The 26,987-nt window shown below is 70.4% G+C and carries 23 protein-coding genes; 11 read left to right on the top strand and 12 right to left on the bottom strand.

What is annotated here, in order from left to right:
• Nucleotides 1–107: 107 nt before the first annotated feature.
• Nucleotides 108–2,363, bottom strand: coding sequence for a transglycosylase domain-containing protein (locus ACLB9X_RS11255; protein WP_410360149.1), 2,256 nt, complete (start codon nt 2,361–2,363; stop codon nt 108–110).
• 392 nt (nt 2,364–2,755) lie between these two features.
• On the opposite strand from ACLB9X_RS11255, the gene ACLB9X_RS11250 reads away from it, so the two are divergent.
• The gene (locus tag ACLB9X_RS11250; protein ID WP_177149633.1) at nt 2,756–3,100 is read left to right on the top strand and encodes a WhiB family transcriptional regulator; all 345 of its coding nucleotides are present in this window, start codon (nt 2,756–2,758) and stop codon (nt 3,098–3,100) included.
• A 294-nt stretch (nt 3,101–3,394) separates the two neighbouring features.
• Here the strand turns inward: ACLB9X_RS11250 and ACLB9X_RS11245 are convergent, their stop codons facing one another.
• On the bottom strand, nt 3,395–4,723 hold the full coding sequence (locus ACLB9X_RS11245; protein WP_410360148.1) for an ArsA family ATPase: 1,329 nt from the start codon (nt 4,721–4,723) through the stop codon (nt 3,395–3,397).
• A complete protein-coding gene (locus ACLB9X_RS11240) occupies nt 4,720–5,682 on the bottom strand; it encodes an ArsA family ATPase (RefSeq protein ID WP_410360147.1) in 963 nt (320 codons plus the stop codon). The genes ACLB9X_RS11245 and ACLB9X_RS11240 overlap by 4 nt, the downstream gene beginning before the upstream one ends.
• 120 nt (nt 5,683–5,802) lie before the next feature.
• On the opposite strand from ACLB9X_RS11240, the gene ACLB9X_RS11235 reads away from it, so the two are divergent.
• The 5 genes from ACLB9X_RS11235 (at nt 5,803) to ACLB9X_RS11215 (ending at nt 9,696) form a co-directional block, all read left to right on the top strand.
• The gene (locus ACLB9X_RS11235; protein WP_005314434.1) at nt 5,803–5,964 is read left to right on the top strand and encodes a DUF4177 domain-containing protein; all 162 of its coding nucleotides are present in this window, start codon (nt 5,803–5,805) and stop codon (nt 5,962–5,964) included.
• Entirely contained in the window at nt 5,961–6,431 is a 471-nt protein-coding gene (locus ACLB9X_RS11230; RefSeq protein WP_410360146.1) for a RidA family protein, read from the top strand. The genes ACLB9X_RS11235 and ACLB9X_RS11230 overlap by 4 nt, the downstream gene beginning before the upstream one ends.
• Nucleotides 6,432–6,949: 518 nt before the next feature.
• Complete coding sequence (locus ACLB9X_RS11225; RefSeq protein WP_410360145.1) at nt 6,950–7,813, top strand: NUDIX hydrolase; 864 nt, start codon at nt 6,950–6,952, stop codon at nt 7,811–7,813.
• Nucleotides 7,810–8,649: an MBL fold metallo-hydrolase gene (locus tag ACLB9X_RS11220; RefSeq protein WP_410360144.1), complete on the top strand. Its 840-nt coding sequence runs from the start codon at nt 7,810–7,812 to the stop codon at nt 8,647–8,649. The genes ACLB9X_RS11225 and ACLB9X_RS11220 overlap by 4 nt, the downstream gene beginning before the upstream one ends.
• Before the next feature lie 162 nt (nt 8,650–8,811).
• Nucleotides 8,812–9,696: a prohibitin family protein gene (locus tag ACLB9X_RS11215; protein ID WP_410360143.1), complete on the top strand. Its 885-nt coding sequence runs from the start codon at nt 8,812–8,814 to the stop codon at nt 9,694–9,696.
• Between the two features lie 70 nt (nt 9,697–9,766).
• Here the strand turns inward: ACLB9X_RS11215 and ACLB9X_RS11210 are convergent, their stop codons facing one another.
• Nucleotides 9,767–10,441, bottom strand: coding sequence for a Crp/Fnr family transcriptional regulator (locus ACLB9X_RS11210; RefSeq protein WP_215183860.1), 675 nt, complete (start codon nt 10,439–10,441; stop codon nt 9,767–9,769).
• Nucleotides 10,442–10,734: 293 nt separating this feature from the next.
• On the opposite strand from ACLB9X_RS11210, the gene nth reads away from it, so the two are divergent.
• The 3 genes from nth (at nt 10,735) to ACLB9X_RS11195 (ending at nt 13,678) form a co-directional block, all read left to right on the top strand.
• Complete coding sequence (nth, locus tag ACLB9X_RS11205; protein WP_410360142.1) at nt 10,735–11,580, top strand: endonuclease III; 846 nt, start codon at nt 10,735–10,737, stop codon at nt 11,578–11,580.
• A 58-nt stretch (nt 11,581–11,638) separates the two neighbouring features.
• Nucleotides 11,639–12,361, top strand: coding sequence for an NUDIX hydrolase (locus ACLB9X_RS11200; protein WP_410360141.1), 723 nt, complete (start codon nt 11,639–11,641; stop codon nt 12,359–12,361).
• A 117-nt stretch (nt 12,362–12,478) separates the two neighbouring features.
• On the top strand, nt 12,479–13,678 hold the full coding sequence (locus ACLB9X_RS11195; RefSeq protein ID WP_410360140.1) for a MarP family serine protease: 1,200 nt from the start codon (nt 12,479–12,481) through the stop codon (nt 13,676–13,678).
• Nucleotides 13,679–13,708: 30 nt separating this feature from the next.
• Here ACLB9X_RS11195 and ACLB9X_RS11190 read toward each other — a convergent pair whose 3' ends face one another.
• The 6 genes from ACLB9X_RS11190 to ACLB9X_RS11165 form a co-directional block, all read right to left on the bottom strand.
• Nucleotides 13,709–13,900 (bottom strand): hypothetical protein, encoded by a 192-nt coding sequence (locus tag ACLB9X_RS11190; protein WP_410360139.1) that lies wholly within the window; start codon nt 13,898–13,900, stop codon nt 13,709–13,711.
• A gap of 153 nt (nt 13,901–14,053) precedes the next feature.
• Complete coding sequence (locus ACLB9X_RS11185) at nt 14,054–14,992, bottom strand: alpha/beta fold hydrolase (protein ID WP_410360138.1); 939 nt, start codon at nt 14,990–14,992, stop codon at nt 14,054–14,056.
• Between the two features lie 76 nt (nt 14,993–15,068).
• Nucleotides 15,069–15,560 carry a phage holin family protein gene (locus tag ACLB9X_RS11180; RefSeq protein ID WP_410360137.1) on the bottom strand — a complete coding sequence of 164 codons (492 nt, stop codon included), beginning with the start codon at nt 15,558–15,560 and terminating at the stop codon, nt 15,069–15,071.
• A gap of 40 nt (nt 15,561–15,600) precedes the next feature.
• A complete protein-coding gene (nhaA, locus tag ACLB9X_RS11175) occupies nt 15,601–16,995 on the bottom strand; it encodes a Na+/H+ antiporter NhaA (RefSeq protein ID WP_410360136.1) in 1,395 nt (464 codons plus the stop codon).
• Nucleotides 16,996–17,250: 255 nt separating this feature from the next.
• Nucleotides 17,251–19,206, bottom strand: a complete 1,956-nt coding sequence (gene acs / locus ACLB9X_RS11170) for an acetate--CoA ligase (protein ID WP_410360135.1) — start codon at nt 19,204–19,206, stop codon at nt 17,251–17,253.
• 248 nt (nt 19,207–19,454) lie between these two features.
• The gene (locus ACLB9X_RS11165) at nt 19,455–21,797 is read right to left on the bottom strand and encodes a bifunctional SulP family inorganic anion transporter/carbonic anhydrase (protein ID WP_410360525.1); all 2,343 of its coding nucleotides are present in this window, start codon (nt 21,795–21,797) and stop codon (nt 19,455–19,457) included.
• 296 nt (nt 21,798–22,093) lie between these two features.
• Here ACLB9X_RS11165 and ACLB9X_RS11160 point away from each other — a divergent pair, with 296 nt between their 5' ends.
• The gene (locus tag ACLB9X_RS11160; RefSeq protein WP_410360134.1) at nt 22,094–23,410 is read left to right on the top strand and encodes a hypothetical protein; all 1,317 of its coding nucleotides are present in this window, start codon (nt 22,094–22,096) and stop codon (nt 23,408–23,410) included.
• An 86-nt stretch (nt 23,411–23,496) separates the two neighbouring features.
• On the opposite strand, the gene ACLB9X_RS11155 is transcribed toward ACLB9X_RS11160, so the two are convergent.
• The gene (locus tag ACLB9X_RS11155; RefSeq protein WP_410360133.1) at nt 23,497–24,483 is read right to left on the bottom strand and encodes an ATP-binding protein; all 987 of its coding nucleotides are present in this window, start codon (nt 24,481–24,483) and stop codon (nt 23,497–23,499) included.
• A 102-nt stretch (nt 24,484–24,585) separates the two neighbouring features.
• On the opposite strand from ACLB9X_RS11155, the gene ACLB9X_RS11150 reads away from it, so the two are divergent.
• Nucleotides 24,586–25,416 carry an oxidoreductase gene (locus ACLB9X_RS11150; RefSeq protein WP_410360132.1) on the top strand — a complete coding sequence of 277 codons (831 nt, stop codon included), beginning with the start codon at nt 24,586–24,588 and terminating at the stop codon, nt 25,414–25,416.
• Between the two features lie 329 nt (nt 25,417–25,745).
• Here the strand turns inward: ACLB9X_RS11150 and ACLB9X_RS11145 are convergent, their stop codons facing one another.
• A complete protein-coding gene (locus tag ACLB9X_RS11145) occupies nt 25,746–26,636 on the bottom strand; it encodes an HAD family hydrolase (RefSeq protein WP_410360131.1) in 891 nt (296 codons plus the stop codon).
• Nucleotides 26,637–26,987 lie beyond the last annotated feature (351 nt).

Here is a 26,987-nt window from a genome sequence, read left to right as displayed (position 1 = left end):
ACGGCACGGTGAAGGGGGACCCGGTCACCGGGTCCCCCTTCACCATGACTGGCTGACTGCCTGACTTGCCGCCTGACTACTGACGGCCTGACCTGCCCGCCGGACGCCTACGGCCAGTTGCCGCCACCGCCACCGCCACCGCCGTTGCCACCGCTGCCGTTGCCCTGACCGCGGTTGTTGCCGCCGCCGATCAGGTCCGGCGGGATGCTGATGCCGGGGAGGGGCCCGTTGTCTCCGGGCCTGTTCGTGTCCTGGTCACCGTCGCGGCCCTTGTCCTTGTCCTCCTTCTCCTTCCCGCGCGGGACGGGGACCGGGTTGAAGGAGGGGGTCTCTGCGGCGTCCAGCGCCCCGGTCATCGCGATCTTCCAGATCGGACCGGGCAGACAGCCGCCGCAGACCTTGTCGTAATACTGGCCGCCGATGGTGATGCGGTACATCGACGTCTTCTCGCCGACGTCGTCGCCGACCCACACCGCCGTGGACAGGTTCGGCGTGTAGCCCACGAACCAGGCGTCCTTGCGGTCGTTGGTCGTACCGGTCTTGCCCGCGTTGTCGCGGTCCTGGAGGCCGGCCTGCGTACCCGTGCCGTCCTCGACCACGCCCTTGAGCATCTGGTTGATCGTGTCCGCGGTGCGGGTGTTCATCACCTGCGAGCACTCCGAGCCCGGCACCTTGATCCGCTTGCCGTTGGCGTCCGTCACGGACTCGATGGCGACCGGCGTGCAGTACGTGCCGCGGTTGGCGAACGTGGCGTACACGGACGCCATGTCCAGCGGGGTGCTCTCCTGGCCGCCGAGGGTGATGGACGGGAGCTCCTGGAGCTTCTTGCCCAGCTCACGCTCGTAGCCCATCTTCTTCGCCATCTCGACCGTCTCGCACAGACCGGTCATCTGCTCGAGGTGGGCGAAGTAGGTGTTGATGGACTTGCCCAGGGCGCTGGTCATGTCCCAGGCGCCGGCCTCGGACTTGAGCTCGTTCTGCAGGGGCCACTGGCCGCTGCCCGACGGCCCGCCCGAGCAGGTGCGGAAGGAGTCCATCGGCAGCGAGATCTTCCACGGCGTCGCGAACGACTGCGCCGGGCTGATGCCCTTCTCCAGCGCCGCCGCCGCCGTGATCGGCTTGAAGGTCGAGCCCACCTGGAAGCCGTACGTCGTGCCGCCCATCTTGCTGCCGACCGAGAGGTTGAGCACCGTCTCGTGCTGCTTCTGGTCCAGGCCGTACGGGCGGGACTGGCCCATCGAGAGGATCTTGCCCGTGCCGGGCTGGACCTGCACCACGGCCGCGGCGACCTTGTCCGTCTTGTTGACCTTCGCCGTGGCGGCCTCGTTCGCGGCGGCCTGCGCCCGCGGGCTCAGCGTGGTGCGGATGGTGAGGCCGCCCAGGTTCCACAGCTTCGAGCGTTCCTCGTCCGTCTTCCCGAAGGCGGGGTCGTTGAGGATCGTCTTGCGCACGTAGTCGCAGAAGAAGCCGGCGCCGTCCACGGCGGTGATGCAGCCGTTGTCCGGCTTGCTGACGGTCAGCTTGATCGGCGTGGCCTTGGCCGCGTCCGCCTCCTCCTGGGAGATGTAGCGGACGTCGGCCATGCGCTGGAGCACGATGTCGCGGCGCTTGGTCGCCTCTTCGATGTCGTTGACCGGGTCGTAGCGGCTGGGCGACTGGACGATGCCGGCCAGCATCGCCGCCTCCTCCAGCTTCAGGTCCTTGGCGGACTTGGAGAAGTAGCGCTGCGAGGCGGCCTCGACGCCGTAGGCCTGCTGACCGAAGAAGGTGATGTTGAGGTAGTTCTCGAGGATCTTCTTCTTGCCCAGCTCCTCCTCGACCTGGATCGCGTACTTCAGTTCGCGGATCTTGCGGCCGATGGTCTGTTGGGTGGCCTGGGCGACCTTGTCGGGGTCGTCGCCGGCCTCCTCGACGAAGACGTTCTTCACGTACTGCTGGGTGAGCGTGGAAGCGCCCTCCGACACGCCGCCGGACTGCGCGTTCTTGTTCAGTGCGCGCAGCACGCCCTTGAGGTCGACCGCGCCGTGGTCGTAGAAGCGGGAGTCCTCGATCGCGATGATCGCCTTCTGCATGTACGGCGAGATGTCCTTGAGGGGCACCACCGTGCGGTCGCGCGAGTAGACCGTGGCGATCTTGCCGCCCTCGGAGTCGAGGATGGTGGTGCGCTGACTCAAGGGCGGTGTCTTGAGGTTGGCCGGAATCTCGTCGAATCCCTCGACCGTGCCCTTGGCCGCGAGTCCCAGTGCACCGGCGGCGGGCAGGGCGATGCCCGCCAGTACAGCTCCGGCGAGCACACTGACACCGAGGAACTTGGCGGCCTGCTGGGTCCCGGTCAGACCGCCGCCCGAGCGCTTCTTTGGCATGGGAGCAGCCTACGTTCTCATTTGCCGGACAGGCGTAAAGGCATTGGCCTAAGCTGCTCTCGACCGTCACAGCAGTGCGGTATCACATCACGTACCTGCAGAACTCCGCTGTACCCGAATCCGGCGGAGCCATGCCCGAATCCGCTGCCTGTGTCGGCGAAGTCCGTGGTACGGCAAAGGAAGTGACCCGCTTTGTCGGGTTTGTCGCGCATGTCCTCAGGTCACTCCCCTGGGTGATCTGCCGCGTACGCATAGTCCGTTCGGACCATTCAAGATTGGGCCCCGTGGGGGTGTTGCGCTGTGGCCTCCTTCCGTAACGTCCTCAACTGGCAGCGGTGAATATGCCGCTGCCGCCGTGGGGGAGCCTCGATTCGGGAGAGGACGGCGCCGGCATGGGCTGGGTTACCGACTGGAGTGCGCAGGCAGCCTGCCGCACGACGGATCCGGATGAACTGTTCGTACAAGGGGCAGCGCAGAACAGGGCCAAGGCGGTGTGCACGGGATGCCCGGTACGCACCGAATGTCTTGCCGATGCGCTGGACAACCGCGTCGAGTTCGGCGTGTGGGGCGGCATGACCGAGCGGGAGAGACGAGCGCTGCTGCGCAGGCGCCCCACGGTCACGTCCTGGCGGAGACTGCTCGAGACCGCGCGCACGGAGTACGAGCGCAGCGCGGGCATTCTGCCGGTGGGCCTCGACGACGACGAGACGTACGAGACGTACGCGGCGGTGGGCTGACGGGCACCCGCACGTCGGCACCCAGGCGGTGACGCCGGCGCGCCGGAGCGTGCTGCGCCCTGCGCGCTCGCGCTGCTCTGCGCCGGATTGCGGGCCGGCCCGGAGTGTGCTGTTCCGGCCACACAGCGAACCGCCTTGCGCGTGCGCACCGTTGCGCTCCCTGGGCTCCGCGCGCGGACCACCTTCGCATTGGCGCCGTTCGCGCCCGAGACCGGGACGGCCCGGAACGGTGGCCGAACCCGGCGCGCTCAGGGACGACGAGCCGAGCGCCTCCCCGCGCGCCGCACGCGGTGCTTACGACCCCGCTGCCAGGCGTGTGCCGATCGCGCGGAGGCCGCCCAGATCGTGGACGTCGCCCGGCAGGGCCGGGACCTCGGTGACGGGCACCTCGGGGTGGAGCGCCGTGAAACGGTCGCGCGTGCGCTGCTCGCGCGCCAGCACCTGCATCCTCTCGGCATGCAGACGCAGCAGGCCGGCGGTCAACTGCTGCGCGGTCTGCACGTCATGGACCTCGCGCACGTCGTGCACGTCAGGAACCTCGGACGACGATGACGACGATGACGACGACGCGAGTGTTGCGGGGGGAACCTCACGAGCTTCGGGGGAGTGATCCACGGCCGGGGATTCGGGAGAGACGGCCGCGGCGTCACGAACACCAGTCTTCCCGGGCCCCTGATCCACAATGCGGGACTCGTCAAGATTTTCCGCCGCTGCGAGCGCTCGCTCCGCGGACAGCCGCGCGGCCCCGCTCCCGTGCACGCGGTTGAGGACGAGGCCCGCGAGGGGCATGTCCTCCGCCGCCAGCCGCTCCACGAAGTACGCCGCCTCCCGCAGCGCGTCCCGCTCCGGCGCCGCGACCACCACGAACGCCGTGCCGGGCGCCTGCAGCAGCCGGTACGTCGCGTCCGCGCGCGTACGGAAGCCGCCGAACATCGTGTCCATCGCCGCCACGAACGTCTGGACGTCCCGCAGCAGTTGACCGCCGAGCAGCTTGCCCAGCGTGCCCGTCATCATCGACATGCCGACGTTGAGGAACTTCATCCCCGCGCGGCCACCCACCTTCGCCGGCGCCATCAGCAGCTTGATGAACTTGCCGTCGAGGAACGACCCCAGGCGCTTGGGCGCGTCCAGGAAGTCGAGCGCCGAGCGCGACGGCGGGGTGTCGACGACGATCAGGTCCCACTCGTCGCGCCCGCGCAGCTGCCCCAGTTTCTCCATCGCCATGTACTCCTGCGTGCCGGCGAAACCGGCGGACAGGGACTGGTAGAAGGGGTTCTCCAGGATCGCGCGGGCGCGCTCCGCGTCCGCGTGCGCCTCGACGATCTCGTCGAAGGTGCGCTTCATGTCGAGCATCATGGCGTGCAGTTCGCCGTCGCCCTCGATGCCCTTGACCCTGCGCGGCGTGTTGTCGAGCGAGTCGATGCCCATGGACTGGGCGAGCCGCCGGGCCGGGTCGATGGTCAGGACGACGACCTTGCGGCCGCGTTCCGCCGCCCGGACGCCGAGGGCCGCGGCGGTCGTCGTCTTGCCGACGCCTCCCGCGCCGCAGCACACGATGATGCGCGTGGCCGGGTCGTCGATGAGCGGGTCGACCTCCAGGCGGGCCGTTGCGTCCAGCGTCATGAGCCCGTCCCTTGCTTGCGCAGTTCCCTCGCCAGTTGGTACAGCCCGGCGATGTCGACCCCCTCGCCGAGCACGGGGAGCTCGTACGCGCCGAGGTCCAGCGCGTTCAGCACCCGTCGCTGCTCGCGCTCCAGCTCCACCCGCCGGGCGTGATCGGCGGCCTGCTCCAGCAGGGGGGTGACGAGCGTCGCCGAGTCGGAGAGGCCGGCCGCCGTGAGCGCCTCGGCAATCTCGCCGCGACGGGCGCCCGACGCGTCGCGCACCGCCTCCTCGTCGAGCACGTGGGGGCGGACCATGTTCACGATGACGTTGCCCACGGGCAGTTCGGCGGCGCGCAGCTCCGCGACGCCGTCCGCCGTCTCCTGGACGGGCATCTCCTCCAGCAGCGTGACCAGGTGGACGGCTGTCTGGGAGGACTTGAGCACGCGCATCACGGCCTGTGCCTGATGGTGTATCGGGCCGATCCGGGCGAGGCCCGCGACCTCGTCGTTCACGTTCAGGAAGCGGGTGATGCGGCCGGTGGGCGGCGCGTCCATGACCACGTGGTCGTAGACGTACCGCCCCTGTTTGTCCCGGCGGCGTACGGCCTCGCACGCCTTGCCGGTGAGCAGCACGTCCCGGACGCCGGGCGCGATGGTCGTGGCGAAGTCGATCGCGCCGAGCTTCTTGAGGGCCCGGCCCGCGCTGCCGAGCTTGTAGAACATCTGGAGGTAGTCGAGGAGCGCGCGCTCGGCGTCGATGGCCAGCGCGAACACCTCCCCGCCGCCGGACGACACGGCGATCTTGCGCTCCTCGTACGGAAGGGCCTCCGTCTCGAAGAGCTCGGCGATGCCCTGCCGGCCCTCGACCTCGACGAGGAGGGTGCGCTTCCCCTCGGTCGCGAGGGCGAGCGCGAGGGCGGCGGCCACCGTGGTCTTACCGGTACCGCCCTTGCCGCTGACGACCTGGAGCCTGCTCACGTATGCGAGCCTAACCAGTCGTGCGCCGGCCTACGCACGGGGCTGCGTGCGGGCTGCGTCACGTGCCCACCCCAGGGCTGCTTCGCGAAGCGGCCGGCCGGTGCGGCTACAGTCGGCCCCATGACCAAGTGGGAATACGCGACCGTGCCCCTCCTCGTGCACGCGACGAAGCAGATTCTGGACACCTGGGGCGAGGACGGCTGGGAGCTCGTCCAGGTCGTGCCCGGGCCGAACAACCCCGAACAGCTGGTGGCCTACCTGAAGCGGGAGAAGTCCTCGTGAGCGGCGTGGTCGAGCGCAGGATCGCCGAACTGGGTCTGACGCTGCCGGAGGTCGTTCCGCCGCTGGCCGCCTATCAGCCGGCGGTGGTCTCGGGCGCGTACGTGTACACCTCCGGCCAGCTGCCGATGGTGGAGGGCAAGCTTCCGGTCACCGGCAAGGTGGGCGGCGAGGTCACGGCCGAGGAGGCCAAGGAGCTCGCCCGTATCTGCGGGTTGAACGCTCTGGCCGCCGTGAAGTCGGTCGTCGGCGACCTGGACCGCATCGCCCGGGTCGTGAAGGTCGTGGGCTTCGTGGCGTCGGCCGCGGACTTCACCGGCCAGCCCGGCGTGATCAACGGGACGAGCGAGCTGCTCGGCGAGGTGCTCGGCGACAAGGGCGTGCACGCGCGCAGCGCGGTGGGCGTCGCGGTGCTGCCGCTGGACGCTCCGGTCGAGGTCGAGATCCAGGTGGAGCTCGTCCAGGACTGAACACAAGGTCAGTAGGTGTACGGCCCCGAGCCCGCCGGTCCGCCGGCGGGGCCGGGGCCGTCGTCGTCCCGCGGCCTGGTCGCGGAGTCCGGCGCGCACACTGTCCCCCTGGCCCGTGACGCCGCCACGGACGGCACCGGCGTCACGGGCCACGACATCTACCAGCACGGCCAGTTGATGCAGCGGGTCGGCGGGAGCACGCTCGCGGCCACCGTCGACGGCCTCGACCGGAGACCTCGTACGACTGGACCGTCTTCGCCCGTGATGCCGCGGCAACGTCTCCACCGCCGGCAACGCCGTCACCACCGCCACGCGGGCCCGCGCCGGCCGACACCCTGGCTCACGACGTCCACCGACATGACGGCACGGCCGGCAACGACCGCGTCCTGCTGATCGACGTCCAGCACTCGGGCACCGGCCGGCAGCTCAGCGGGCACGGGCGCTGACGCCGCCGAGGGGTGGCCGGTGCGACCGGCCACCCCTCGAACATCCGCCCGTGAGCGCATAGCATCCGCCCCATGTCCAATGGTCAGTGGTACCCGCCGGAATGGCCCGACCGCATCCGTGCCCTCGCGGCCGGTGAGCTCACGCCCGTGGTCCCCAAGCGGGCCGCCACCGTGATGCTGCTGCGCGACGGGGAGGACGGGCCCGCCGTCCACATGCTGCGCCGGCGCACGTCCATGGCCTTCGCGGGCGGCGCGTTCGCCTATCCGGGCGGCGGCGTGGATGCGCGCGACGACCGGCCCGTCGGCTGGGCCGGCCCGTCGCTGGACACCTGGGCGCGGCGACTCGGCACCGACACCGCGTCCGCGCAGGCCATCGTGTGCGCGGCGGTCCGCGAGACGTACGAGGAGGCGGGCGTCCTGCTCGCGGGCCCGACGCCCGGCACGGTCGTCGGGGACACGACGGGGGACGACTGGGAGGCGGACCGGCAGGCGCTGGTGGACCGGAACGTGTCCTTCTCCGAGTTCCTGGACCGGCGCGGCCTGGTGCTGCGCTCGGACCTGCTCGGTGCGTGGGCGCGCTGGATCACCCCGGAGTTCGAGCCGCGCCGCTACGACACCTGGTTCTTCGTGGCCGCCCTGCCCGAGGGACAGCGCACCCGCAACGCGTCCACGGAGGCCGAGAGCACCGTCTGGATCCGCCCTGCTGACGCGACCGCCGGCTACGACAAGGGCGAGCTGCTGATGATGCCGCCCACCATCGCCACCCTGCGCACCCTGCGGCAGTACGCGACGGCCACGCAGGCGCTGGCGGCGGCGGCCGGGCAGGACATGACGCCCGTGCTCGCACAGGCGCGGCTGGAGGGCGGCGAGGTCGTCCTGAGCTGGCCGGGGCACGACGAGTTCACCAAGCACGTGCCGACCGGAGGCTCGCGATGACCGACGCCGCAGCACTGCCCGGGCAGCCCCGCGGAGGCGTGCTCTCCGGACCCGCAACCGCCCGCGCGGTCAATGTCCTCGCGCCGAACCCGTCCGCGATGACCCTGGACGGCACCAACACGTGGATCGTCTCGGAGCCCGACTCGGGCCTCGCCGTCGTGGTCGACCCCGGGCCGCTGGACGAGGCCCATCTGCGGGCCGTGATCGAGACGGCGGAGAAGGCGGGCAAGCGGGTCGCGCTGACCCTGCTCACCCACGGGCACCCCGACCACGCGGAGGGCGCCGCACGCTTCGCGGAGCTGACCGGCACGAAGGTCCGCGCCCTCGACCCCGCGCTGCGGCTCGGCGACGAGGGGCTCGCGGCGGGGGACGTGATCACCACGGGCGGGGTGGAGATGCGGGTCGTGCCCACCCCGGGGCACACCGCCGACTCGCTCAGCTTCCATCTGCCCGCCGATCGTGCCGTGCTGACCGGCGACACGATCCTGGGCCGGGGCACGACGGTGGTCGCCCACCCCGAGGGCCGGCTCGGCGACTACCTCGACTCGCTGCGGCGGCTGCGCTCGCTCACCGTCGACGACGGTGTCCACACGGTGCTGCCCGGCCACGGGCCCGTGCTCGACGACGCCCAGGGTGCCGTCGAGTACTACCTCGCGCACCGGGCGAGCCGCCTGGCACAGGTCGAGACGGCCGTCGAGGACGGCTTCACGACGGCCTCCGAGGTCGTGGCGCAGGTGTACGCGGACGTCGACCGGTCCCTGTGGCCCGCGGCCGAGCTGTCGGTGCGGGCGCAGCTGGAGTACCTGCGCGAGCACGGGCTGATCGGCCAGGGCTGACGCCCCGGGGCCTGTTCGGCGGGCCCCCGGCCCGATCGCCCGACGGCCCCGTGGCCGGGGCGCCGGAACCGGACACCGCCCTCCCGCGTCCCCACCGCCGGTGATGTTTTACGCTCCGCTTACTTTGCGCTCTGCGACATCCGTCACTGGGGGGATCAAGCCGTGTTCGTACTGTTCGTCATCCTCGTCATCGCCGCCGCGGTGATGTACGCCGTCGCCCGCGGCGGCGACAACAGAGGTCTCAGGATCGGCGCCCTGGGCGCCCTGCTCGCCGGGCTCTTCTCCGGCGTGGCCAGCTGCGTCCACGTCGTCAGCGCCTACGAGGTCGGTGTGCCGGTCACCTTCGGCAAGGTCGGCTCGCCGATGACCTCCGGCCTGAACCTCACCTCGCCGTTCACCGACGTCACGACGTTCTCCACCCGGCCGGTGGACCTCAACCTCTCGGACAAGGACGTCGTCGAGGTGCGCTCCTCGCAGGGCGGCGTGATGTACGCGGAGCTGACCGTGAAGTGGGCGGTCACCCCGACCAAGGCCGTCGAGCTGTACCGCCTCGCGGGCAGCGAGGACGCGATCCAGCAGCGTCTGGTCTTCCCCGACAGCCGCGAGATCGTACGCAACGTCTTCGCCCGCCACACCAGCGAGGAGGGCTACACCTCCGCCCGCGAGAAGATCAACGCCGAGATCGGTGAGCTGATCAAGGAGCGGCTCGCCCCGCGCGGCATCGACGTCACGACGGTCAACCTGCGCAACGTGAAGCCCTCGGAGAAGCTGCAGGACCAGATCGACCGCAAGATCCAGCAGCAGCAGGCCACCGAGCGGGCGACGGAGGCGGCCCGCACGGCCAAGGCGGAGGCGGAGCGCCGCCGCATCGAGGCCGAGGGCATCGCCAGGGCCAACCGCATCCTCAGCGAGTCGCTGAGCGACAAGGTGCTGGCCAACCAGTGCATCGAGGCGTTCCGCGAGGCGGCCGAGAAGAACCCGGTCTACGCCGTCCCCTGCGGCTCCGGCACCGGCAACCCGCTGATCGTGGACGGCAGCAAGAACTGACGCCACGGGAACGCGAGAGGGCCGCCCGCGCGATGCGGGGGACGGCCCTCTTTCGCAGGTGCGGCGGGTGTCAGCGCGAACGCTTGGCCAGGCGCTCCACGTCCAGCAGGATCACCGCACGCGCCTCCAGGCGCAGCCAGCCGCGCTGGGCGAAGTCGGCGAGTGCCTTGTTCACGGTCTCGCGGGAGGCGCCGACGAGCTGGGCCAGCTCCTCCTGGGTGAGGTCGTGGACGACGTGGATGCCCTCCTCCGACTGCACGCCGAAGCGGCGCGACAGGTCGAGGAGCGCGCGGGCGACACGGCCCGGGACGTCGGAGAAGACCAGGTCGGACATCTGGTCGTTGGTCTTGCGCAGCCGGCGGGCGACCGCGCGCAGCAGTGCGGTGGCCACCTCGGGGCGCGCGTTCAGCCAGGGCTGGAGGTCGCCGTGGCCGAGGCCGAGGAGCTTCACCTCGGTCAGGGCGGTGGCGGTCGCGGTGCGCGGGCCGGGGTCGAAGAGGGACAGCTCGCCGATGAGCTCGCCCGGGCCGAGGACGGCGAGCATGTTCTCGCGGCCGTCGGGGGACGTGCGGTGGAGCTTGACCTTGCCTTCGGTGACCACGTAGAGGCGGTCGCCAGGTTCGCCCTCGTGGAAGAGAGCGTCGCCGCGGGCGAGCGTCACTTCACTCATCGAGGCGCGGAGCTCCGCGGCCTGCTCGTCATCGAGCGCCGCGAAGAGCGGGGCGCGCCGCAGAACGTCGTCCACGAGTTCTCTCCTTGTCGACCTGCTCAGGGGACGTTGTCCCCATGATGCCGGACCGTCGCTGTGCTGTTCGGGGACTCGGTGCCCCGCGGCGGCATCGTCGGGGATCGGGACCCCGGTAGTAAACAATCGTGCGATCAATCACAACAAGTTTGACGCACGCGGGCGCCCAACCGTGCGGCAGGGGCCCGATTGGGTCCCGATTCCCGGGGACCGGCGCGAATGTCGGTGGCGGCCCTTAGGCTGGCCGGGTGTCCAATTCGCCGGTGAGAGCGCAGGCCAAGGGGGATGGGAGCGTGTCCGGAAAGCAGAATTCCGCTGTGGGCGAACAGGTCTCGCCCAGCCCGGGCAAAAGGAATAAATCGGTCAAACCGGAATCGCGTCTCGCCATGGTCCGCCGCGCCCGCCGGATCAACCGCGAGCTCGCCGAGGTCTTCCCGTACGCGCACCCGGAGCTCGACTTCGAGAATCCGTACCAGCTGCTGATAGCGACGGTCCTGTCGGCCCAGACGACCGACCTCCGGGTCAACCAGACGACGCCCGCCCTCTTCGCCAAGTACCCCACGCCCGAGGACCTGGCAGCGGCGGTGCCCGAGGAGGTCGAGGAGCTCATCCGCCCGACCGGCTTCTTCCGGGCCAAGACCAAGTCGATCATGGGCCTGTCCAAAGCCATCCGCGACGACTTCGGCGGAGAGGTCCCCGGCCGGCTCCAGGACCTGGTCAGCCTGCCCGGCGTGGGCCGCAAGACGGCCTTCGTCGTCCTGGGGAACGCGTTCGGCGTCCCCGGCATCACCGTGGACACCCACTTCATGCGCCTCGTGCGCCGCTGGAAGTGGACCGAGCAGGACGACCCGGTGAAGATCGAGGCCGAGATCGCCGCGATCTTCCCGAAATCGGAGTGGACGATGCTCTCCCACCGCGTCATCTTCCACGGCCGCCGCATCTGCCACGCCCGCAGGCCCGCCTGCGGCGCCTGCCCGATCACCCACCTCTGCCCGGCCTACGGCGAGGGCGAGACCGACCCCGAGAAGGCCAGGAAGCTCCTGAAGTACGAGATGGGCGGCCAGCCCGGCCAGCGGCTCAAGCCGCCGCCGGACGACTACCCCGGAAAACCGGCCCCGGCCCTGGGCGCGATCGGGTGAAGGGCCCCCACGAGGAACGATCCGGGCGCTCCCCGGCGTTGAGCACCAGGGGGTGCCCATGACGCGAGCAGGCGAAGAGACCTACACGACGTACGAGCAGTCCGGCAGGCAGGGCGACGTGTCCATCAGCACCGACGGCCTGCCCGACTGGCTCGACCCCGTGGTGCGCGCGGCCGACACCGTGCAGCCGCACCAGCTGAGCCGCTTCCTGCCGCCGGAGAGCGGCCGCGGCCGCCAGTCCGCCGTGCTCGTCCTGTTCGGCGAGGGCGCACGGGGGCCCGAGCTGCTGCTCATGGAGCGCGCCGGCACCCTGCGCTCGCACGCCGGGCAGCCGTCGTTCCCCGGCGGCGCCCTCGACCCGGAGGACGGCGACCCGGCCACCACGGGACCGCTGCGCGCGGCGCTGCGGGAGGCCGAGGAGGAGACCGGGCTCGACCCCTCGGGAGTCCAGCCCTTCGGCGTCCTGCCCAAGCTCTACATCCCGGTGAGCGGATTCGTCGTCACGCCCGTACTGGGATGGTGGCGCACCCCGAGCCCGGTCGGAGCGGTCGACCCCGCCGAGACCGCGCGGGTCTTCACCGTCCCCGTGGCGGATCTCACGGACCCGGACAACCGCGCGATGGCCCTCCACCCGAGCGGTCACGCCGGACCCGCGTTCCTGGTGGAAGGCGCTCTGGTCTGGGGTTTCACGGCCGGGGTGATCGACCGGCTGCTGCATTTCGCGGGTTGGGAGCGACCATGGGACCGGACCAGGGAGGTCCCGCTGGACTGGCGCGCATGACACGCTGATGCCCATACGAAGCGCACCCCGGGGCGCCCAGACGAAGCGGCCGCGCCGCGGACCCGGACCGACCAGCCGGAGGGAGCACCCGGCGACGACACTGCGAGGCTATTGACGGTGAACGTGCTGGACATCCTGTTGCTGGTCGCCGCTGTCTGGTTCGCGATCGTCGGCTACCGCCAGGGCTTCGTCGTCGGCATCCTCTCGGTGATCGGCTTCCTCGGCGGCGGGCTCGTCGCGGTCTACCTCCTCCCGGTGATCTGGGATGCGCTGACCGACGGCGCCGACGTGTCGACCACGGTCGCCATCGTCGCCGTGGTGGTCGTGATCGTCTGCGCCTCGATCGGCCAGGCGTTCACCACCCACCTCGGGAACAAGCTGCGCAGGCACATCACCTGGTCACCCGCCCGCGCCCTGGACGCCACCGGCGGCGCCCTGGTCAACGTCGTCGCCATGCTGCTGGTCGCCTGGCTGATCGGATCCGCGCTCGCCGGCACCTCGCTGCCCACGCTGGGCAAGGAGGTGCGCAGTTCCAAGGTGCTGCTCGGCATCTCCCGGGTGATGCCCTATCAGGCCAACACCTGGTTCGCGGACTTCACCTCCATCCTCGCGCAGAACGGCTTCCCGCAGGTCTTCAGCCCGTTCGCCAACGAGCCCATCACCGAGGTGAAGCCCCCGGACCCGGCGCTCGTCGGCAGCCCCGTCGCCGCGCGCGCCAAGCAGTCCATCGTCAAGGTGGTCGGCACGGCACCCAGTTGCGGCAAGGTGCTCGAAGGCACCGGCTTCGTCTTCGACGAGCGCCGGGTGATGACCAACGCGCATGTGGTCGGCGGCGTGGACGAGCCGACCGTCCAGATAGGCGGCGAGGGCAAGCTCTACGACGCCAAGGTCGTGCTGTACGACTGGGAGCGCGACATCGCGGTCCTGGACGTCCCCGACCTCAGGGCCCGCCCGCTCGTGTTCGCCGAGGCCGACGCGCGCAGCGGCGACAGCGCGATCGTCGCGGGCTTCCCGGAGAACGGAGCCTACGACGTCCGCTCCGCCCGCGTCCGCGGCCGGATCAACGCCAACGGCCCCGACATCTACCACCGCGACACCGTCCGCCGCGACGTCTACTCGCTGTTCGCGACCGTGCGCCAGGGCAACTCGGGCGGTCCGCTGCTCACCACCGACGGCAAGGTCTACGGCGTCATCTTCGCCCGGTCCCTCGACGACGCCGACACGGGATACGCACTGACGGTCGACGAGATCCGCGACGACATCACCCGGGGCAGGGCCGCCAACCAGCAGGTCGACAGCCAGGGATGCGCCCTGTAGGGATGCGGGTGGCCCGGGGCGGTCGCCGCCTCAGGCCCGCGGATGCCGCAGTCGCGCGGACACCCAGCGTGCGCGGCGGCGGAGGATACGCGGAATGCCCATCCCCTGTCCCGGATGCTCCTGGCTCTCGCGTCGCCGAGAGCCGCCACTGTCGTGGGAGATCGGCCCATTGGCCGAGCGGCGGTTGCGTGCTGCGTCACCGTAGTCGTGCGTCCAGCCCATACCCGGACGTCTGCCCGGGCCCCATGGTCGGTAACCGTGTCGGGGCCCGCCAATTGGCCTATGCGCCGGGCATGTGGCCGTTCGTAGGACAACCGTTCCACGGGCTTGCCCGAACGGCCTCGTCCGGAGCTGTCACATCCGCGGTGGGGCGCCTCAGCGGTCCGGTTCCGGGTCCTTGAGCCAGCTGATGAGCTCGTTCGAGAAGGCCACCGGGTCCTCCTCCTGGGGGAAATGGCCCAGACCGTCGAACAGCCGCCAGCGGTACGGCGCTTCGACGTACTCGCCCGAACCCGCCGCGCTGCGCGTGCGCATCGCCGGATCGAGTGACCCGTGCAGATGCAGCGTCGGCACCCGCACGGGACGCTTCATCCGGCGGTTGAACTGGATGCCGTCGGGCCGGGCCAGCGAACGCACCATCCAGCGGTACGGCTCGATCGAGCAGTGCGCCGTCGAGGGGATGCACATCGCGCGCCGGTAGACGCCGACCGCCTCCTCGTCGAGCGGCTGGGGCCCCGACCAGTCCTCGATCAGCCGGCCCACCAGTGCGGCATCGTCGGCGACCAGTTGACGCTCCGGGATCCAGGGCCGCTGGAAACCCCACACGTACGACCCGGCACGGCTCTGTGCGACGTCGGACAGCATCGCGGAACGCCAGCGCCGCGGGTGCGGCATCGAGGACACCGCCAGGCGGCGCACCAGCTTGGGACGCATCACGGCCGCCGTCCACGCCAGGTAGCCGCCCAGGTCGTGTCCGACCAGCGCGGCGTCCGGTTCGCCCAGGGACCGGACGACGCCGGTGATGTCGAGCGCGAGGTTCGCCGGGTCGTAACCGCGCGGCGTACGGTCGCTGCCGCCCACTCCGCGCAGATCCATCGCCACCGCCCGGAAGCCCGCGTCGGCGAGCGCGGGCAACTGGTGCCGCCAGGTCCACCAGAACTGCGGGAACCCGTGCAGCAGCATCACCAGCGGCCCGTCGCCCATCTCGGCGATGTGGAAGCGGGCACCGTTGGCCGCGACGTCGCGGTGAGTCCACGGACCGTCGAGACGTACGGGGCTGCCGTGGCCGCCGGGGCTGGATACAGGTGCCGTCATGCTGATGAGCGTGCCACACCCGCGTACCGGGCGTTCGCCACTGCCCGGCCCGCCCCGCCCGTGCCGGTCCGGCGCGTCACACCGCGACCTTGTCCTGCCGGGAGCCCGCCGGGAGCTCGGCGCGGGCCGGGCGGCGCGGATGCGGCTTGGCGTTCTGCAGTACGGCCGCGGTCTCCTTGGCGGAGGCGACCGCCTTCTGCGGCCCCCTGCCCTTCTTCGCCTTCTTCACGAAGACCAGGCCGATCAGCGCCAGCAGTCCGGCGACGAGGACGTTGGCGGCGAACGACAGCAGGAAGCAGACGGACAGGTGCCAGCCGGTCCACGCCTGGAAGCCGTAGGCGAGCGCGAAGCTCAGCATCGGCAACGAGAAGAGCAGCACCGCGCCCGCGGCGGTGAACGCACCGCCGCCGATGCCCGCCTTCTTCACGTCCCGGCGCAACTGGGTCTTGGCCAGCGCGATCTCGTCGTGCACCAGCGCCGACATCTCGGCGGTCGCCGCGGCGACCAGCTGACCGAGACTGCGGTCGGCGCCGACAGCGTTCGCCGTGGTGTTGCCGCGGTCGCTCATCGCTGACTCCCTCTCCAAAGTTCTACGGTCCGATGTCAGATCATGCCGGACTGTCGCCGCCGTCGCGCGACGCCCCCGCCGCTTGGGCCTTCCTGCGGTGCTCCGCGGCCTTCTCCTCGTAGATGGCGGCCATCCTCAAGTGATAAGCCGGGTCGTCCTGCTCGTAGATGTCGGGGATCCCGGACATGTCCTCGTCACGCTCCTCATCGGCCGCCAGTGCCTGATAGGTGCGTACCCGCAGTTTGAGGAGAATGCCGGAGAGGACTGCGGCGATCAGGGAACCGGTCAGGACCGCGGCCTTCACCTCGTCGGTGAGAGTGGCGTCGCCGGTGAAGGCGAGTTCGCCGATCAGCAGGGAGACGGTGAAGCCGATGCCGGCGAGGGAGGCCAGCGCGAAGACGTCCGGCCAGCGCAGGTCCTCGTTCAGCTCCGCCCTGGTGAAACGCGCCGTCACCCAGGTGCCGCCGAAGATGCCGAGTGCCTTGCCCACCACCAGCCCCAGCACGACGCCCAGCGTCTCGGGCCTGGTGAAGACGTCGCCGAGGGACTTGCCCGTGACGGTGACCCCCGCTGAGAACAGCGCGAACAGCGGGACGGCGACGCCCGCGGACAGGGGCCGCACGAGGTGCTCGATGCGCTCGCCCAGGGAGTGCTCCTCGCCCTCCCGACGGGTGCAGCGCAGCATGAGGCCCATCGCGACACCGGCGATCGTGGCGTGGACGCCGCTGTTGTACATCAGCCCCCAGATGACGAGGGCGAGCGGCACGTACACGTACCAGCCCCGCACACCCGTGCGCAGCAGCAGCCAGAAGAGGGCGAGTCCGGCGAAGGCGCCGCCGAGTGCCGCGAAGTTCAGGTCGTTCGTGAAGAAGATCGCGATGATCAGGATCGCGAACAGGTCGTCGACGACCGCCAGCGTCAGCAGGAACGCGCGCAGCGCGGACGGCAGCGACGTGCCGATGACCGCGAGGACGGCGAGGGCGAAGGCGATGTCCGTGGCGGTGGGGACCGCCCATCCGGCCGTGGATCCGTCACCGAGCGTCGTGATGGTCAGGTAGACGAGGGCGGGCATGATCATGCCGCAGAGCGCGGCGACGACCGGCAGCGCGGCGGCCTTGGGGTCGCGCAGCTCTCCCGCGACCAGCTCGCGCTTGAGCTCGATGCCGGCGACGAAGAAGAAGACGGCCAGCAGACCGTCCGCCGCCCAGTGCTGGACCGACAGGTCGAGGCCGAGCGACGCGGGGCCCAGATGGAAGTCGCGCACGGAGTCGTAGCTGTCGCCGAGAGGGGTGTTCGCCCAGATCAGCGCCACCATCGCGGCGAACAGCAGCAGCACACCGCCGACCGTCTCCGCGCGCAGTGCGTCCGCCACGAAGTTCCGCTCGGGCAGCGACAGACGGCCGAAGAGCTTGGGAGCGGGCTTGAGCGCGGCCACGGTGCGTAACCTCCGGTCGGTTGGACACGACAAAACCGTTGCCGACCAGACTTCCCGGCGCACCTGAGATCGTTCGCTGCGCCATTGACGCGTTCTTTACTCTAGCTAAAGATCCTGTGAGACGTCGCATGGCCCCGGGCGTACGCACGCGGGTCAGCCGCATACCGCATGCGCGAGGCCCCGGCGCGAGTGCGCCGGGGCCTCGCGGGTGCCCGGTGGATCAGGGCCGGGCGACCCTCGTCGGTGCCGCGCCGGTCAGTCCTCGCTGGGGGCGCTGGGCAGGCGGGACTGGATCAGGTCCATCACGGAGGAGTCCGTGAGCGTGGTGACGTCACCGAGCTGACGGTTCTCGGCGACGTCGCGCAGCAGGCGGCGCATGATCTTGCCGGAGCGGGTCTTCGGCAGTTCGGCCACCGGCAGGATCCGCTTCGGCTTGGCGATCGGGCCGAGTGTCGCGCCGACGTGGCTGCGCAGCTCGTTCACGAGGCCCTCGTCCTCGCTCGCCGTGCCCCGCAGGATGACGAACGCGACGATCGCCTGCCCCGTCGTCTCGTCCGCGGCGCCCACGACGGCGGCCTCGGCGACCTTCGGGTGTGAGACCAGTGCCGACTCGACCTCGGTGGTCGAGATGTTGTGGCCGGACACCAGCATCACGTCGTCGACGCGGCCGAGCAGCCAGATGTCGCCGTCGTCGTCCTTCTTGGCTCCGTCGCCGGCGAAGTACTTGCCCTGGAAACGGGACCAGTAGGTGTCGATGAACCGCTGGTCGTCGCCCCAGATGGTGCGCAGCATCGACGGCCACGGCTCGGTGAGCACGAGGTAGCCGCCGCCCCCGTTGGGCACCTCGTTCGCCTCGTCGTCGACGACGGTGGCGGAGATGCCGGGCAGCGGGCGCTGCGCGGAGCCGGGCTTGGTCTCGGTGACGCCGGGCAGCGGCGAGATCATCATCGCGCCGGTCTCGGTCTGCCACCAGGTGTCGACGATCGGGGTCTTCCCGGCGCCGATGTGCTCCCGGTACCAGATCCAGGCCTCGGGGTTGATCGGCTCACCGACCGAGCCGAGGACGCGCAGGCTGGAGAGGTCGAACTTGGCGGGGATGTCGTCTCCCCACTTCATGAACGTGCGGATCGCGGTCGGCGCCGTGTAGAGGATCGTGACGCCGTACTTCTGCACGACCTCCCAGAACCGGCCCTGGTGCGGGGTGTCCGGGGTGCCCTCGTACATGACCTGCGTCGCGCCGTTGGCCAGCGGGCCATAGACGATGTACGAGTGGCCGGTGACCCAGCCGATGTCGGCCGTGCACCAGTAGACGTCGGACTCGGGCTTGAGGTCGAAGACGGCGTGGTGCGTGTAGGCCGCCTGGGTGAGGTAGCCGCCGGAGGTGTGCAGGATGCCCTTGGGCTTACCCGTGGTGCCGGAGGTGTAGAGGATGAAGAGCGGGTGCTCCGCCTCGAACGGCTCGGGGACATGACTGGCGGGCTGTCGTTCAACGAGCTCGTGCCACCACACGTCGCGGCCCTCGGTGAACGCGGTCTGCTGGCCCGTGCGTTGCACGACCAGCACGTGTTCGACCTGCGGGCAGCGGGAGACGGCCTCGTCGATCGCGGGCTTGAGGGCGCTGGGCTTGCCGCGGCGGTAGCCGCCGTCGGCGGTGATGACGAGCTTGGCGTCGGCGTCCTGGATCCGGGAGGCGACGGCGTCGGCCGAGAAGCCGCCGAAGACGACCGAGTGGGCGGCGCCGATCCGGGCGCAGGCCAGCATGGCGACCGCGGCCTCGGGGATCATCGGCAGGTAGACGGCGACGCGGTCGCCCTTGCGGACGCCGAGCTCCGTCAGCGCGTTGGCCGCCCTGGAGACCTCGTCCTTGAGCTCGGCGTAGGTGAGTGCGCGGCTGTCGCCGGGCTCGCCCTCGAAGTGGATGGCGACGCGGTCGCCGTGGCCGGCCTCGACATGGCGGTCCACGCAGTTGTACGCGACGTTGAGCGTGCCGTCCGCGAACCACTTCGCGAAGGGCGGGTTGCTCCAGTCGAGGGTCTCGGTCGGTTCGGTGGCCCAGTCGAGCCGCCGTGCCTGCTCGGCCCAGAAGCCAAGCCTGTCCGCGGCGGCCCGTTCGTACGCCTCCGCGGTCACGTTGGCGTGCGCGGCCAGCTCGGCCGGGGGTGCGAACCGCCGCTCTTCCTTAAGAAGGTTGGCCAGGCTTTCTTTGCTCACGACATCTCCCTTTCTCAGGGCGTCTTCTGTGCGTATGTGTCCCAGGCCCATAGCTCACCAGCCAGAGGGCCGGGTGACAAGGCCCTCCCGGGAATTGGTTTAGACCTGTGAGGTGGCCCCTCTTCCCCGGGCGGTGGGGAAGAGGGGCCGCACATGTCCACGGACACCGCACGACGGTGGTTCAGCCGTGCGGTGTGCGCTCGCTCACGCGTCGTGCCCGGCGGTCGACCGGTGGCGGGCGCGCGCCGTCAGACGTGGGCCTTGTCCAGGACCGACGGTGTGGGTGCGACCCGGTCGAAGACCTGCTCGGCATCCTGGTCGGTCGCGCTCGTGAGCAGATACGCCTGGGCCTCGCCGACATGGAAGTACATGCCCTGCAGCTGCAGCGTGCCCTCGGCGAGCCGGCGGGCGACCGACTCGTGGGCCCGCAGATGCTCCAACTGCTGGACCACATTGGTCAGACACAGCTGCTCCACCGCGTCCGCCGGCATGCGCCCGGAGATCCTCGGCCACGCGTGCCGACGGCTCCGCATGCGCTCCAGGCTGGGCAGGCCGTGCCGCAACCAGCGGCGCAGCGGTGTCGGCGCGCCGTCGACGGGCGGGCTGTTCAGCAGGGCCTGCATCGCCCCGCAGCCCGAGTGGCCGCAGACGGTGATGGACTCCACCCCCAGCACGTCCACCGCGTACTCGATGGCGGCTGCGACCGAGTCGTCGCCGCTCTCCTCGCCGGGCAGCGGAACCAGGTTTCCCACATTGCGTACCGTGAACAGGTCGCCGGGGCCGCTCGCCGTGATCATGCTGGTGACGAGCCGGGAGTCGGCGCAGGTGAGGAACAGCTGTGACGGCTGCTGGCCCTCGCGGGCGAGCCGCGCCAGCTCGTCGCGGACCAGGGGAGCGGTGTTGCGCTGGAACGCGCTGATCCCGGTGGCCAGTTGATGCGCCTCGGTCGGCTGCGGACGCTCACCGCAGTGGTGGTTGCGCCAGGGTGTCCAGGGGCGGCAGCAGCCGTGCGTCTCGTGCGTTGGCTCGCTGATCCGCGCCCCGGAGCGGCCCGTGAACTCCACGGTGCCGCCCTGCGCGTGGTGCGAGGTCTGCCAGTCGTGCAGCGCCTCGTACGCCGCGTGGTCCATGAAGGTGCCGTCCAGCTCGACCACGCAGTGGACGCCGTGCGGCACCTGCCCGAGGACCCGGCTCAGCCGGGGAACGGCCAGGAACGTCAACTGGCCGCGCACGCGCACGCGCTGGACGCCGTCGTCCTCCTCCACGGTGATCCGGGTCCTGGTGAGCCGGTGCAGCGCGAGCGTGACGGCCATGGCGATCCCGATCAGCACTCCCTCCAGCACGCCGGTCAGCACGACCGCGCCCAGAGTGACCGCGTAGACCAGGATCTCGCGGTTGCGCCTGACGCTGCGCAGGTGCGTGATGTTGACCATCTGTACGCCGACCACCATGACGAGGGCGGCGAGTGCGGCCAGGGGGATCAGGTCGAGGACGGGCACCAGCAGCAGCGCGGCCACCGCGATCCACAGCCCGTGGAGCATGGTGGAGTGGCGGCTGACCGCTCCCGCGGAGACGTTCGCCGAGCTGCGGACCGCGACGCCGGTGATGGGCAGTCCGCCGAGCGCGCCGGACACGACGTTGGCCGCGCCCTGGCCGGCGAGCTCGCGGTCGAGGTCCGCGCGGGGGATGCGTACGTCCGGATGCTTGCGGGCGGCGGCGAGCTTGTCGATGGCCACGGCCGAGAGCAGCGACTCCACGCTGCCGACGAGCGTGATGGTGAGGACGGCGGCGAGCAGCCCGAGCACCGGCCCCTCGGGAAGCTCGGGGAGCGCGTGCGAGCTCCAGGAGGGCAGGTCGACACGTGGCAGGTGCAGCTGCGCGAACGTCGCGAGCGCGGTCGCGGCGGCGACGGCGGCCAGGGCCGCCGGAACGGTCCGCAGGATGCGTCCTGCCCGTCCCGGAAGCCGTGGCCATGCCAGGAGAAGGGCGATGGTCAGGAGGCTGACGAACAGCGCGGCCGGGTGCAGGTCCGCCAACTGGCCGGGCAGGGACTGCACGTTGGCGATCGCCGAGCTCTGCGGCGTGCCCCCGAGGACGATGTGCAGTTGTGCGAGGGCGATGGTGACGCCGATGCCGGCCAGCATTCCGTGGACGATGGCGGGACTGACGGCGAGGGCGGAGCGCGCCACCTTCAGGGCGGCGAGGCCGAGTTGGCACAGGCCGGCGAGGACGGTGATGGCGCAGGTGGTGCGCCAGCCGTAGCGCTGGATCAACTCCGCGGTGACGACGGTCAGTCCGGCGGCCGGGCCGCTGACCTGGAGCGTCGATCCGCCGAACCGGCCCGCCACGATGCCGCCGACGGCTGCGGCGACGAGGCCGGCCTGGAGCGGCGCTCCGGTGGCGAGGGCGATGCCGAGGGAGAGCGGCAGGGCGATCAGGAAGACGGACACGGATGCGGACAGGTCGGCGCCCGCGATGCGCAGGCGCCGGCGCGGTCCGGTGGGAGGCGGGCTGTGCGGGCGCTGGAAGTGGCCGGCTGGGGACGTCGGCGGGTGAGCGGCATCGTCGGTGCGAGTGGGGACGCAGGACATTCCCGTCTCCTCCAGGGTGGCGCGGTCGCGGAACGTGGGGGACGCGGCCGTGTGGCACGGCATGCAGCGGCGGGATGCTCGAATCGCACGAGCTCTCAACGTTAAGTAAATGAATCGTAATGCAGAGTAAAGACTCAGGCATGATTTGGTGGGCAAATGGGGCAATCAATCGCCTGAAGTAGTGATTAATCATTTCAATGCGGCCTGTCGGGCCGCTCCCCTCGCGCGCGGTGAGCGACCGTGTCGGCTCCATCGCAGTCGGATAGTCGTATTGCCGTACGAAAGAGGGTGGGTGGATGCCGGCCGCCACGAGGAAGACCGCTGTCGTCGGCGTGGGCGCCACGGCACTGATCGCAGGACTCGCTGCCTGCTCGGGCGGCGCACAGGACTCGGGCGCCGGCACCAAGCACGGGGCTCCGGGCCAGAAGAAGGCCGGCGCCCCCAAGGGCGTGGTCCGCCTCATCGGTGACGGCTCCACCGCCTTCACCGGCACACAGCCGGGCCTGCTCAGACCTCAGCGTCTGAGGCGCGGTGAAAAGCCCCCGCAGTTCGTGGTGTTCTCGTGGGACGGCGCGGGGGAGGACAGCCAGAAGCTGTTCTCCCGCTTCCGCAAGGTCGGCAAGAAGTACGACGCGACGATGACGTACTTCCTCAGCGGCGTCTATCTCCTGCCCGAGAAGAAGCGGCACCTGTACGACCCGCCCAAGCACGAGGTCGGCCGCTCCGACATCGGCTTCAACCACATCGAGGGCATCAAGAACACCGTGCGCGAGCTGCGCGGTGCCTGGCTGGACGGCAACGAGGTCGGCACACACTTCAACGGGCACTTCTGCGGCAAGAACGGGGGGGTGGGCACCTGGTCCGTCGAGGAGTGGAAGAGCGAGATCCGCCAGGCCAGGTCCTTTGTGAAGAACTGGAAGACGAACGCCGGTCTGCCGTCGGCCGAGCCGCTCCCTTTCGACTACGACAAGGAACTCATCGGAGCCCGCACCCCGTGCCTCGAGGGCCGCACCAACTTCCTGCGCGCGGCGCGCGACCTCGGCTTCCGCTACGACACCAGCGGCAGCAGCGAGCAGGTCTGGCCCAAGAAGGAACTGGGCCTGTGGGACCTCTCCCTCCAGATGGTCCCCGTACCCGGCCGCGCCTTCGAGGCGCTGGCGATGGACTACAACTTCATGGTCAACCAGTCGGGCACCGCCAAGGGCAACCCGGCGCTGCACAGGTACTGGGGCAACCAGATGCGCGACGGCCTGCTGCGGGCGTTCGACCGCGCCTACAAGGGCAACCGAGCGCCGCTCGTCATCGGCAACCACTTCGAGTCCTGGAACGGCGGGACGTACATGAGGGCGATCGAGGAGACGATCGCGGCGGTGTGCGTGAAGAGCGACGTGAAGTGCGTCTCGTTCCGTCAGCTGGCCGACTGGCTGGACGCCCAGGACCCGCCGGTCCTGGAGAAGCTGCGGCAGTTGGAGGTCGGTGAGGCCCCCAAGGGCGGCTGGTCCGCATTCCTTGCGAAGCGGCCAGTGGCATCGGACGATCCGCCCGCCAAGCGGGGCGCCAAGAAGGGCCCGCCCGCGAAGAGGGACGCCAAGAAACGTGCCGCGCAGCGCTGAGCGCGCCGCGAGGGCAGTCCTCGAAGCGCTGAACGCGGCGTGACGCGAGGGCAGTCCGGCCTCCCCGGACCGCCCTCGTTCGCGGATCAGCCCGGCTGCGCCACCGGCGCGTGCTCACCGAGCACGAACGACGGGTCCACCTGGGCCGCCAGGTCCGCCCCAGTCCTCGTGTTCCCCCAGCTCTCCGCGTTCTTCAGGTGGAAGTGGACCATCTGACGGGTGTAGCGCTCCCAGTCCCTGTGCGCGTACGAGTCGTCCGCCGCGTCCTGCAGGGTCTGCAGCGCCGCCCGGTTGGCGGCCTCCAGCAGCTGGAACCGCGGCGGCCTGCCCTTCTCCATCGCCCGGACCCAGTCCGAGTGGCCCACTGTGACGAGCAGGTCGTCGCCCACCTCGTCGCGCAGGAACTCCAGGTCGTCGGGGCCCTGCACCTTGTTGCCCACGACCTTCAGCGACACCCCGAAGTCCCGGGCGTACTCCTTGTACTGGCGGTAGACCGACACGCCCTTGCGGGTCGGCTCCGCCACCAGGAAGGTCATGTCGAACCGCGTGAACATGCCGGAGGCGAAGGAGTCCGAGCCTGCGGTCATGTCCACGACGACGTATTCCCCGGGCCCGTCCACCAGATGGTTGAGGCACAGCTCGACCGCGCCGACCTTGGAGTGGTAACAGGCGACACCGAGGTCGGACTCGGTGAACGGCCCCGTCGCCATCAGCCGGATCTCGCCGTCGTCGAGCCGTACGGTCCGGGCGCACGCCTCGTACAGCGGGTTGTTCTCCACGACCCGCAGCAGCCGGGAGCCCTCCCCGGGCGGCGTGGTCTTGATCATCGTCTCGGCCGAGGTGATCCTCGGGTTCGTACCGCGCAGGTACTCCTTGATCAAGGGCAGGTGCGCGCCCATGGCCGGCAGGGCGGCAGCCGCCGCGTCGTCGAGGCCGAGCGCGGCCCCCAGGTGCTGGTTGATGTCGGCGTCCACCGCAACGACAGGGGCTCCGGCGGCGGCAAGGTGGCGGATGAAGAGCGAGGACAGCGTCGTCTTGCCGCTGCCGCCCTTCCCTACGAAAGCGATCTTCATGTTCACCTAGAGTAGTGCGATGAGTGCTTACTGTTGTCAAGCTGCGTGAAGAAGACCACTCCAAGGTGGGGCGCGGGCCAGGGGCGCGTAGCCTCGCTACCTATGAGTACGAACGCCTCGCCGGCCGACCCCCTCGCCACTCTCGGCACGCTGCCGGATGTCGCCGACTCCGTGGACTCCGTGCGCAAAGCCGTCGACCGGGTCTACGGGCACCGGGTCATGCGGCGGCGCAGCAACGAGATCACGTCGGAGGCCGCGCTGCGCGGCGCCCGAGCCTCTGCTGCCCTGTCCGGTGCCGACTGGGCGCTGGAGGAGGTGCGTCGGCGCACCGACTTCGGCAGCGAGCCCGAGGCCCGCACCGTGGGCGCGGCGCTGCGGCTGACTGCCGAGGCGGGGCAGCTGTTGTCGATCTGGCGGCAGTCGCCCCTGCGGGTACTGGCCAGGCTGCATCTGGTCGCGGCGAGCGGCAGTGACGCCGCCGAGGCGGTGGGCAGGCCGCGCCTGTCTGGCGAGTCGGTCGACGAGCCGCTGATCGAGGCTCCTGCGCCCGGCGCGGCCGAGGTGGCGGGGCGTCTGGACGGGCTCGCGGAGCTGATCATCAGGGGCAGTTCCGCGCCGGCCCTGGTGACGGCGGCCGTGGTGCACGGCGAACTGCTGGCGCTGCGCCCGTTCGTCTCCTGCAACGGCCTGGTCGCACGGGCGGCCGAGCGGATCGTGCTCGTCGGCAGCGGTCTCGACCCGAAGTCGATCTGCCCGGCCGAGGTCGGGCACGCCGAGCAGGGACGCGCCGCCTACACCGCGGCCTTCGAGGGGTACCTCTCGGGGACGGCGGAGGGCATGGCGACCTGGATCGCCCATTGCGGGCGATCCGTGGAGCTGGGCGTCAGGGAGTCGACGGCGGTGTGCGAGGCGCTCCAGCGCGGCGCGGCCTGAGCAGACGTCCCTGGCGAAAGCCCCGAATTCCTGCTGAAAAGGGTTGCGGCGGTACCAATTGGTACCGCCGCTGGCATGTCCACCCAGTTACCATGCGTCCTCGAATGTTGCCCATCAGGTCGGGGACTTTGCCCGTCACCTGGTGCGGCTGGCCCGTAATCGACGGGTCGACGTCGCGTGGGTGCTCGGCTTCCATGCTTCGGTCCGTGGGGCCTTCTCTGCGTTAAAGGTGATCCTTTCGGATGTCCTCGGTCTCGCGGGCCGTGAATCCTTTGTACTACCGCAGGCCAGGAAGGGAAAGCCCTGCACTGACTTCTTTACTTTTAGGTTCAAGTACGGGCGAACCGGCTGCCGAGTCCGGCCGTCGCACGGGCGGCGCGCGCCGCGCCCCGCCGACGGCTGGCGTACCAGACGAGCCCGGCGGTCGCGGCCGCCGCTCCGACCGCCGCGGCGGCCACCAGCGCCGGACGGGGCGGCATCGAGAAGGCCGGCAGCCGCTGCTTCAGCCGCACCGGCTTGTTGAAGACGAGAACAGGCCAGCCCCGCACCGCCGCCTCGCGGCGCAGCGCGCGGTCCGGATTCACGGTGTAGGGGTGCCCCACCGCGGACAGCATCGGGATGTCGGTCGCAGAGTCGCTGTACGCGTAGCAGCGGTCCAGGTCGTAGCCCTCCGACGCGGCCAGCTCCCTGACGGCCTCGGCCTTCGTGGGTCCGTACGCGTAGTACTCCACTTCGCCCGTGTAGCAGCCGTCGTCGCCCACCACCATGCGGGTGGCCACGACGCGGTCCGCGCCGAGCAGCTCGCCGATGGGCTCCACAACCTCGGCACCGGAGGTGGACACGATGACCACGTCCCGGCCCGCCATGTGGTGCTCCTCGATGAGGGAGGCGGCCTCGTCGTAGATGATCGGGTCGATCAGGTCGTGCAGCGTCTCGGCGACGATCTCCCGCACCTGCTGCACGTTCCAGCCCTTGCAGAGCGCGGACAGGTACTCGCGCATCCGCTCCATCTGGTTGTGATCGGCACCACCCGCGAGAAACACGAACTGGGTATAGGCGGTGCGCAGCGCGGCACGCCGACTGATCAGCCCGCCTTGGTAGAAGGACTTGCTGAAGGTCAGCGTCGAAGACTTCGCAATGACCGTCTTGTCCAGATCAAAGAAGGCGGCCGTACGCGGCAAGGAGTGGTTTTCCACGGGGTGAGCATATGTGCCCGCCATTCGGCGTACGCTGGGCGCGTGGGTTTGCCTGAGAAGGCTCTCGGGTACACCATGGAAGTCACGGATCGTTCGCGACCGTGCTAACCCGGTCCGGCTCCTCCCCCCCCGAGTCGGCCGGAGAGACGACCCCCGCTCTCCCCCCCGGCGGGGGTCGTCGCATGTCCGGGCGGGTTTCTCCCTCATTTTCGCGGTCGGCGCCGCCTCCTGCCCGCCTCCGTCCGCTGCGGAGGGCATGGAACGCACACCCTCGATTTCGTCACGCTGAGTAGTTGCAATGCTGCGCTCCGGCAGCTTTCGGTGGCTCACCGGTTCGGGCTACGGGGATATTCACAAGTGGCCGGTTGTCCACAG

The sequence above is a fragment of the Streptomyces sp. 5K101 genome (assembly GCF_046506645.1).
Classification (GTDB): Bacteria; Actinomycetota; Actinomycetes; order Streptomycetales; family Streptomycetaceae; genus Streptomyces.
This window is presented reverse-complemented; position numbering and strand designations above follow the sequence as displayed.